The sequence below is a fragment of the Pseudanabaena sp. 'Roaring Creek' genome (assembly GCF_001402795.1).
Taxonomy (GTDB): domain Bacteria; phylum Cyanobacteriota; class Cyanobacteriia; order Pseudanabaenales; family Pseudanabaenaceae; genus Pseudanabaena.
The window spans coordinates 1-9,095 of sequence record NZ_LIRE01000681.1; the positions used below are offsets into that span (position 1 = coordinate 1).

The 9,095-nt window shown below is 40.3% G+C and carries 9 protein-coding genes; 6 read left to right on the forward strand and 3 right to left on the reverse strand.

Annotation, left to right across the window (positions count from 1 at the left end; genetic code table 11):
- Positions 1–282: 282 nt before the first annotated feature.
- Positions 283–1,428 carry a septal ring lytic transglycosylase RlpA family protein gene (locus tag AC805_RS26970; protein ID WP_055076850.1) on the reverse strand — a complete coding sequence of 382 codons (1,146 nt, stop codon included), beginning with the start codon at positions 1,426–1,428 and terminating at the stop codon, positions 283–285.
- Between the two features lie 901 nt (positions 1,429–2,329).
- On the opposite strand from AC805_RS26970, the gene AC805_RS19010 reads away from it, so the two are divergent.
- The gene (locus AC805_RS19010; protein ID WP_055076851.1) at positions 2,330–2,584 is read left to right on the forward strand and encodes an AbrB/MazE/SpoVT family DNA-binding domain-containing protein; all 255 of its coding nucleotides are present in this window, start codon (positions 2,330–2,332) and stop codon (positions 2,582–2,584) included.
- Complete coding sequence (locus AC805_RS19015) at positions 2,581–2,916, forward strand: type II toxin-antitoxin system PemK/MazF family toxin (protein WP_055076852.1); 336 nt, start codon at positions 2,581–2,583, stop codon at positions 2,914–2,916. Before AC805_RS19010 ends, AC805_RS19015 begins: the two co-directional genes overlap by 4 nt.
- Positions 2,917–2,962: 46 nt before the next feature.
- Here the strand turns inward: AC805_RS19015 and AC805_RS19020 are convergent, their stop codons facing one another.
- Positions 2,963–3,181, reverse strand: a complete 219-nt coding sequence (locus tag AC805_RS19020; RefSeq protein WP_055076853.1) for a putative toxin-antitoxin system toxin component, PIN family — start codon at positions 3,179–3,181, stop codon at positions 2,963–2,965.
- Between the two features lie 646 nt (positions 3,182–3,827).
- Here AC805_RS19020 and AC805_RS19025 point away from each other — a divergent pair.
- The 4 genes from AC805_RS19025 (at position 3,828) to AC805_RS19040 (ending at position 7,557) form a co-directional block, all read left to right on the forward strand.
- A complete protein-coding gene (locus tag AC805_RS19025) occupies positions 3,828–5,810 on the forward strand; it encodes a DUF262 domain-containing protein (protein WP_055076854.1) in 1,983 nt (660 codons plus the stop codon).
- Between the two features lie 262 nt (positions 5,811–6,072).
- Positions 6,073–6,561, forward strand: a complete 489-nt coding sequence (locus AC805_RS19030) for a hypothetical protein (RefSeq protein ID WP_082429553.1) — start codon at positions 6,073–6,075, stop codon at positions 6,559–6,561.
- Positions 6,558–6,968, forward strand: coding sequence for an HNH endonuclease (locus tag AC805_RS19035; RefSeq protein ID WP_055076855.1), 411 nt, complete (start codon positions 6,558–6,560; stop codon positions 6,966–6,968). Before AC805_RS19030 ends, AC805_RS19035 begins: the two co-directional genes overlap by 4 nt.
- Positions 6,969–7,116: 148 nt before the next feature.
- Entirely contained in the window at positions 7,117–7,557 is a 441-nt protein-coding gene (locus AC805_RS19040; RefSeq protein ID WP_055076858.1) for a SufE family protein, read from the forward strand.
- A 35-nt stretch (positions 7,558–7,592) separates the two neighbouring features.
- On the opposite strand, the gene AC805_RS19045 is transcribed toward AC805_RS19040, so the two are convergent.
- Positions 7,593–8,711, reverse strand: coding sequence for an iron-containing alcohol dehydrogenase family protein (locus AC805_RS19045; protein WP_055076856.1), 1,119 nt, complete (start codon positions 8,709–8,711; stop codon positions 7,593–7,595).
- Positions 8,712–9,095 lie beyond the last annotated feature (384 nt).

Sequence of the window (9,095 nt, forward strand, 5' to 3'; positions counted from 1 at the left end):
TTGAGAAAGGGTTTGCATAGCAAACCCTTTCTCAATGCCCAAAAGTAAAAGCCTTGCGTAGCAAGGCTTTTACTTTTGGGCTTTTAAGATTTGCCAGCTTAACCCGAACTGACGTTATACCAATTCCCAAAATAGCAACGCCATTTTGGGAATCTCAAAACCTTACTGGGTTTGGTGTTTAATTCACAAAAGTGTTGTCACACTTTCGTAAATTGGTATTAATTCACAAAAGTTAAGATAAAACCCCAAAACCTGCGGTGTGCACCGCAGGTTTTGATCCAGCTACTTAGATAGGACTTCTAAGCGCACAGGAGCGACTCCAGAAGAGATCAAACCAATTACGTTCGCCGCCGCCGTTGAGATATCAATGACTCGACCGTGGGCATAGGGACCGCGATCATTAATGCGGACTACCACAGACTGACCGTTGTCCATATTAACGACCCGAACAAGTGTGCCGAAGGGTAAGCTTGGATGTGCGGCAGTGAGATCGCTCGCATTAAATAACTCTCCACTAGCACTATAGTTCCCATCAAAGCCTGGACCATACCATGAAGCCATGCCAGACATTACCCCCACGACCCGACTATGAAGCATTGGATTAAAGGAAGACTTTACCGCAAATTTAGAATTTGGGGCATCGCTAATTTCCGATACAGGATTAGCACCACCGAGAAGACGACGTAGTAGATTTGCTGATTCCAATACATCTTGCGTTTGATTTTGCGCTTGAGTTGGTGAAGAGGTTGGGAAAATTACCTGATCGTCAAACTTGAGAGTAGCGCGATCGCCCAGATTAATCACATAGCTACCATCTTTCCAAGCTGGAATAATCTTATTCGCATCAATTCCATCGCGGCTAAGCTGATTGATTAATGCAGCGGCAGCGGTAGCACGTTCGATCGGATTTGAGGAGCTAAGCAGACGTTCTGCACTATCCTCTGCGGATTTTGACGAACTATTTGAGGAACTATCTGAATTACTCGACCCTAAGTTAAAGCTGTTTGTCAGATTACTTGTATTATTGGCTGGTAACTTAACTGAATTAGAGTTCTTCTTGGTCTCTCCCTTAAATCTTGATGGACTTAATGTATTAGTCTGATTATTGATCTGACTATCTGGAGATGAGACTTTTGGAGATTCATCCGTATCTATGTAGGTAACTACAGGGATGCCACGGACATAGACAGTAGCAGCATTTCTACCATTTAATATATGAGTATGAATGCGGGCAATAGAATCATCTTTGGTTCTAATCAACGACTGCGATCTGGTTTCCCCCACCTTTAGAGAAGTTGATAAAGAATTAGATGTATTAGTAGCTTTGACTTCAGACTGAGCCTGTGCGCTAGGGCTAGCGATGGTTGAGACGATAGCAAGAGCTACTACTGAGGTAGAGAGCTTGTAGCTCCAGTTCCAATTAAGCATAGGTAAAACAGAAAATGAAGATAAACGACTAAAAAATCGATAGAAGCTTGAGTGAGAAGGACTTACAAGCAAAATTACTAACAAACAATTTTGCGGCAATTTTGCGAACTAGGAACAAAACGCAAATAATCTTGTCCATGTGAATCAGATTAACATGGTTATTCAAAATGACAACAACTTAGCCGTTAAACCCTTATACAGTAAAGATTTGAGCGTCTGTTTCCTATTAAAAATCGAAATTTTGCTTCTTTCTCATTAGGATTCTTTATAAAAATGGAACTTTGTGCCGATGGTTACAAAAAAAAGGCTGCAAAAGTATGCCTTTAGACATAGGCATTTTTGCGCCCAAAAATTTTTTATATGCATCATGACTCAATACACAAGAAAATTTCGGTTTTAGTTACAATCTATCTTGAGCTTTGTTTGTATACAAACCTTGTGAAGACATGATTTCAGAAATAAAATGACATGAATGACCAGAAATCAACCTGAAGATAGATACTAAAATTCAATTTATGCAATTTTTTTTAAGCTTCTTTCGCAAATATGCTCGTGATGAACAAAATACGGATTTTTTCATTCAAAAAATCGTAACTGTACGGGAATCACTAAGAAGTTAAGCAAAACTCATAAAGTTAAAGTATAAGAATTTCTAATCAATTGACTGAAACTTTTTTCTAAATCTTAAAAAAATTAGGAGATATTACAAACAAAAGGGGCAAAGCATAGCGATATCCCTTGTATCTGTATGTATATGTATAGAGCTGTCGTACTAACCCATAAACCCCAAGAATTGACTGGCGGCGCGAAGCGCCGCCAGTCAATTCTTGGGGTTTGATTTGTCCTAAGTCAAGTGACTGTAGCTATAATGTTATATTTAAATATAACTAACAGAGAAATTATGCACACCACAAATCTTCGTAAAGTCGGTGGCTCAATTATGTTGGCGATTCCTCCCACCATTCTCGAAATTCTGAACTTACAATCAGGTACAACTGTGGGGGTTGCGGTTGACAATGGCAGACTGATTATTGAACCTCAACCGAAACCACAATATTCACTGGATGAACTTTTGGCAAAATGCAATCCGAATGCTCCGATAACGGAAGACGATCGCATTTGGCTAGATGTCGAGCCTGTGGGAAATGAACTATGAAACGTGGTGATATTTATCTTGTTTCCCTTGATCCAACGGAAGGGCATGAGCAACAAGGTACTAGACCAGTTTTGATTGTCTCTCCCGATAAATTCAATGCTTTAACCAAAGTTCCAATCGTGGTTCCAATTACATCGGGTGGAAGTTTTGCAAGAACCGCAGGTTTTGCTGTTTCTCTAGATTCTGCGGGAACCCGCACTAAAGGTTTAGTTCGTTGCGATCAAGCCCGTCCTATTGATTTATCTGCGCGTAAGGCTCGAAGGTTGGAGAGTCTTCCAGACGCGATCGTTGATGATGTTTTGGCTAGGATTGTTACTCTATTTAGTCCCTAGTAATTTTGCGATCGCTAATAATGCCGAAGATGCGATCGCCTATTCACTACAAGCTCAAATAATCTGATACAGAAATAATAGAAATATCTTGAAAAGGATTTAGGACAAGCAAATCTTGATCGCCAGTGATGATGTAGTTCGCATTCCCATTGACAGCCAGTTCTAAGAACTTATCATCTTTGCGATCGCGACAGGCTGCAATTTTTGGAACGATTTGCACATTTTCTACAATTGCTAAAAAGTCATTGAGAAATTCATTACGCAAAGGATTATCCTGATTTTACTCATCGATGATTGCCTGTAAAATCTCTGGAGTTAATCCATTAGCTACAGCTTCATCACTCAGTCTATACATTGTATTTTGCAACTTAGGGACTTGCTAGTAGTTAACGTACCTGTGGCTTCGACTCCGCTCAGCCAACGTTAGCTGAGCGGAGTCGAAGCTAGATAACTGGGTGGGACATTTTTTATCCGCAAGAGCCTTACTGATTTTTAAGGCTTGTCTCATCCACTGATTGATCCACGCTTGAATCTATTGTTGTTGCTCTGGTTGTGAAGATTGAAATGCTTGAGCAATATCTTCATCTATTTGAATAGCGATCGTTTTCATGGTTTCGCTCAGTGATTAAATCTCAGTAATATATGCGAATCTCTTGATGCCAGTAGTAGTTGTAGTTTGTAAACCCAAAAAAATCTTATCCCTCAAAATTTGCTAGAATTATGAGAATTATAACCTGCAACATCTAAACCTTAAACAACACTGGGGATAACTACAGGGCACCCGCATAAAAAATAGACGGCTTATGCAGTAAGGATTTCAATCCTAAGTATTTTTACTTATCGATTTCTGGAATGCTTGATAGTTAAGGATCGTAATTTTTTTATGCGGTTGCCCTGGGGATAACTAAGTAATGCAAGCATCTGAAACAAAACTACAACAAATTATCGAAGGTACGAAACAATATGTTGTACCTTTGTTTCAGCGTCCTTATAGCTGGAAAAAGTCTGAATGGCAAATGCTATGGGACGATCTTATCGAACTTAGTGAATCTGACAATCCCCGCACTCACTTTATGGGTTCTATAGTCACAATACCCACGACTTCAATTCCTGAAGGTGTAAGTAAATACTTATTAATTGACGGTCAGCAACGTCTGACAACTATTTTTATCTTACTATGCGCTATTCGAGATCGCGCAAAAGAGACGAAAGATGAAGAACTCGTCGCAGAAATTAACAATACAATCTTGGTCAATCCTTACAAAAAGGGGTTGGACTATTATAAATTGCAACCGACACAGATAGATCGTGAGGTCTTTCATAAGCTAATTAGAGCAGAATCTGAAGTTAATTCATCTGAAATACAAGAATGCTATAACTTCTTCTTAAGAAAAATCAGACAAAATATTACAGATATCTATAAAATCCATAAAATAATTTGTAACAATCTCTCAATTGTTAGTGTAGTCCTTAGTACCGAAGACGATCCATATCTTGTTTTTGAGAGCCTCAATGCAAAAGGTCGAGCTTTAACTCAAGCAGATTTAATTCGCAATTACTTTTTCATGCGAATTCATTCAAATAATCAAGAATCTATCTACAAGCAATATTGGCAACCAATGGAAATGCTTTTAGGGGCAGACCTAACTGAATTTATTCGACATTACCTTACTAAAGACACCATAGATGTCAAGCAAAATGAAATTTATTTGCAAATCAAAGAGAAAATCAAACAAGATGATGCACTACCGCATCTTCAAGACTTACATAAGTTTGCAAACTACTATTCAAGACTACTAAACCCAGATCTAGAAAACAATCTCAAAATTCGTAAATATTTAAAGCGTATTGATCGATTAGAAGTTTCAACCGTCTATCCATTTCTACTAAATTGCTATGAAGAATGGATACAAAATAAAATTTCTGAAGATGAGTTCATAGCTATTTTTCAAACGCTTGAGAACTTTATTTTGCGACGTTTTGTCTGTGATGTTCAAACAAGGGGACTAAACAGAATTTTTGCCCTGCTATATTCTCAAATAACTAAAGATCCTAATGTTACATCTGGTTCATTTGTTGAACGGCTCAAAATCATTCTTCAGTCCAAAGATTATCCAAAAGATAGTTCGTTTAAGGAAAGATTGCTAGATGTTAAATTGTATGGAAGTAATCGAACTGAAAAGGCTAAATTAATATTAGAATCTCTTGAAGAATCATTTCAACATAAAGAACAAGTAGACCTTAGCAAAGTCTCAATTGAACATGTCATGCCCCAAACTTTAAATAATTGGTGGAAAGAACATCTAGGAGAAGATTGGTCAATTACTCATGATTTATTTGTTCATTCATTGGGGAATCTAACTCTTACAGCTTATAATTCTGAACTTTCCAATTCTGATTTTATTACTAAACGAAGTGAATACAAGAAAAGCCATCTTGAACTAAATAAGTATTTTGAGCAATGTGATGTGTGGAAAAGAGACACTATTGAAACTAGAGCCGATTACTTAGCTAACCGTATCGTTGAAATTTGGAGCTATTTTGGAGACGAATCTGTAGGAACAATTGAGCCTAATGTATTAACTGGAAAAGTTCCTAAAGTATTGTTTATGTGTGGAGAAGAATATTCTGTAAAGAGTTGGCGAGATGTTTTAGAGACTACTTTAAATAATATTGCTGCAATTGAGCCAGAGCATTTCAAAGAGATTATGGAACAGTTTCCTCGACTAGTAGGGGCTGATGAAAAAGGTTTTCGTAGCACTCGAAAATTAAAAAACGGTATATTTATAGAAACTAACTTGTCAGCTAAATATATTTATAGTTTGTGCTTACGTTCAATCGAGATAGCTGAGCTTTCTGTTCAAGATTGGTATGTTGACACAGTGAAATCATGATTTGTATGTTTAGCGATCGCCTTGCTAATTGGTGATGATGGATTTAGGCGATCCATCTATAAACAAAATTATTGAGCTATGCTTGAACAAGGCACTGGTCAGTTAAATCGTGAGGGAGTTAAAGCCCCGTAGTGAGAGCAACTCCAGCATGGAAAGCGGTCGATGATATAGCCCGATCGCTATAGCAGGAGTCTTATTCTTCCCTAAGCCCATTGGGGGGCATTACGATTAAAGACCTCAGTGATCGCCTTGCTAATTGGTGATGATGGATTTAGGCGATCGCCCCATTAAGATATTTGCCTATAATGTAACCATTGCAGCCCAAAACAAACAAATGGCACAGCTAACCATTGACATTCCAGACGAATTAGCCCAAAGGCTAGCCCCATATCAAAATCAAATCTCAGAAATTTTTGCGCGTCTAATTAATGCCTCACTCCTCAACGAAGCTATAGATAGCCTTGAATTGCCCAGCAATCTTTTACCCACTGACTTCCCAACCTATCTAGAAATTATTGACTTTTTAGTAAATCGTCCCACATCCGTACAGATTGCTAACTTCAAAGTTTCCGAGCGATCGCAAACTCGCCTACAGGAACTTCTACAAAAGAATCGAGATTCAAATCTGCTCCCCTCTGAAATAGCTGAACTTAATCTCTACGAACAGCTTGATGTTTTAATGACAATGCTAAAAATCCGATCCTATGCCGCAATACAAACTAAAAATTCCAGTGTTTCGCATTCAGCATGACCTCCTATATTTCCAATCAGCTTAGACAATTAGTAACTGATCGCGCAGATGGGAAATGCGAATATTGTCTAATCCATCAAAATTTCTCCATTTATAGTCATGAAGTGGATCATGCCACAGCAGTCAAGCATGGCGGCTTATCAACCGAAGAAAATTTAGTACTGGCTTGCCTGCCATGTAATCGATATAAAGGTTCAGATTTAACCAGTATCGATCCAATTACCAAACAAATTATGGTTCTATTTAACCCTCGATTGCACGAATGGAATGAACATTTTCAAATCGATCAAGGCTATATTTTAGGAAAAGCTACTATTGGCAGAACTACAATATTTTTATTGAAGCTAAATGAACCCAAGCGTTTAATGATCAGACAAGCTTTAATGTTGCAGAAACTTTACCCTTAGATTTACATCAACTACGATCGCCTTGCTAATTGGTGATGATGGATTTAGGCGATCGCCCCACAAGATGCGATCAGATCCTTTAAACTGGAATAGCTCTAAGATTTTCTGTCTAAATCTTGAAAATCATCTCCAAATATTTCCAAAGCTAATGTCAAGCCCGACCCATTTACCTGAAGCCATCGATCGCATTGTCCAGCGATTTCACAGGCTTTCCGATCCGAAGCAACGTTATGAACAACTGATTTTATACGGGAAGAAACTCGAAGCGTTTCCCGAAACTCTCAAAACCCCTGAAAACAAAGTACAGGGCTGTGTATCACAGGTATATGTGGTAGCAAAACTAGATGCCAACGAACGAGTCGTATTTGCAGGGGACTCGGATGCGTTGATTAGTAAAGGATTTGTCGGCTTGCTATCGGTCTGTATGGGTGGCTTAACGCAAAAGGAAATTGAGTTGCTTACCCCCGACTTCATTAAGGATACAGGTTTAGTCGCCAGCCTCACGCCATCCCGTGCCAATGGCTTTTATAACGTCTTCAAAAAAATGCAGCAACAAGCGATCGCCATTGAACTACCCAGCCTTCGCTAAGCAAAGCAAAAGCCTCGCCAAGCGAGGCTTTTGCTTTAAACAGTGGCGGTAATGGGACTGGTTGTGGAAACCATCGCTGCCAGAACTTGACTGGGGGAAACGGTGAAGGGTAAACGATGAATATCAGAATTGGGCTGACAGGCGATCGCGGCAATTTGCTCTAATTCGGCAAGGGTAACTTGGCTCAAGCCCAGATCAGCGAGAGAGGTTGGCAAACCGATTTCTTCATAAAACTTAAGCAATTGATGGCGAGATGTTGTCGCTAGTTGATTGCCCTGAAATTCTTCTAAGCGAAGCTGGACGAGAATGCCGTAGGCAACCTTTTCACCATGTAATGTGCCGTGGGTTTGATGGAGATGGGTGAGGGCATTGTGAACCGCATGAGCCGCCACAGTGCGACAGCTTGCGCCTCCGATACCGCCGATCGCTCCTGCCAAACATACGGAAGCATCGACAACTTCACGCCATGCGTCACTATGGGGATTGGCGATCGCCTCGGCTGACTTTTGAAACAAAATATCGCGGAGAATTCTTGCTTCTTGAACAGCCGCAATCACCATAGTTTTTTGGCTACTACCGCTGCTGACCGATGATTCGTACCACTTGGCGATCGCGTCGCCAATTCCTGAAACGAGAGTGCGCTTAGGCGCAGTCGCGATCGCGTCGTAGTCCACAAACATGATGTCGGGACAGCGATCGAGGGTTACATCGTAGGCAAAGGCTCCTTGCTCGTCATAGACATTACTTAACGCCGTCCATGCGGCACAGGTTGCGCCCGTAGTGGGAACAGTCGCGATCGGTAATTGATGCTGATGGGCGATCAATTTTGCCGTATCTAATACCTTGCCACCACCGATACCCACAATCACATCGGGCTTTTCCTGCTGAACGATTTGGCGCAATATTGCTAAATTTGCATCGGTGCAATCGGCGATCGCAGGTGCATAGATGATTTCTAGAGTAGTGTTTCCGAAATGGCTGGCGGTGGCTTGCTTCGCTTTCTCCCCTGCAATTACTAAAGCTTTATTCCCGTAGCGAGATAGATATTTTGGGAGCTGCGATAAAATTCCATTCCCCCGTAATAATTGGGCTGGCGCGATCGCTAAGATCGGCAATAGGCTCGGCAATGCTTCCACCATAAGTGTGTCTGACATTAGGTTAAGACATGGTAAACATAAATCCTATTCTATCTCTTCTGCTTCTAAATCTGCATTCATGCGATCGCTCGATCTTCGCTTCCGCAGCTAATACCAAATCACAAAACGGCTACGCCATTTTGTGATTTTAAAACCCTTACTGGGTTTGGTTTTAAATCCCCAAAAGTGTAGCTACACTTTTGGGGATTGGTATAAGTAGCTAGGCACAATCAAATATAAAACCCCAAAACCTGTAGCGCACGCGCAGCGTGCGCTACAGGTTTTGATACTGGGTGTTAATTATGCTCTGCACTAAAAAAACAAGAATTGATGGGCGGCGCGAAGCGCCGCCCATTAATTCTTGGCTTTTTGATCTGGTAAACTTGGCGACAGCTATAACTT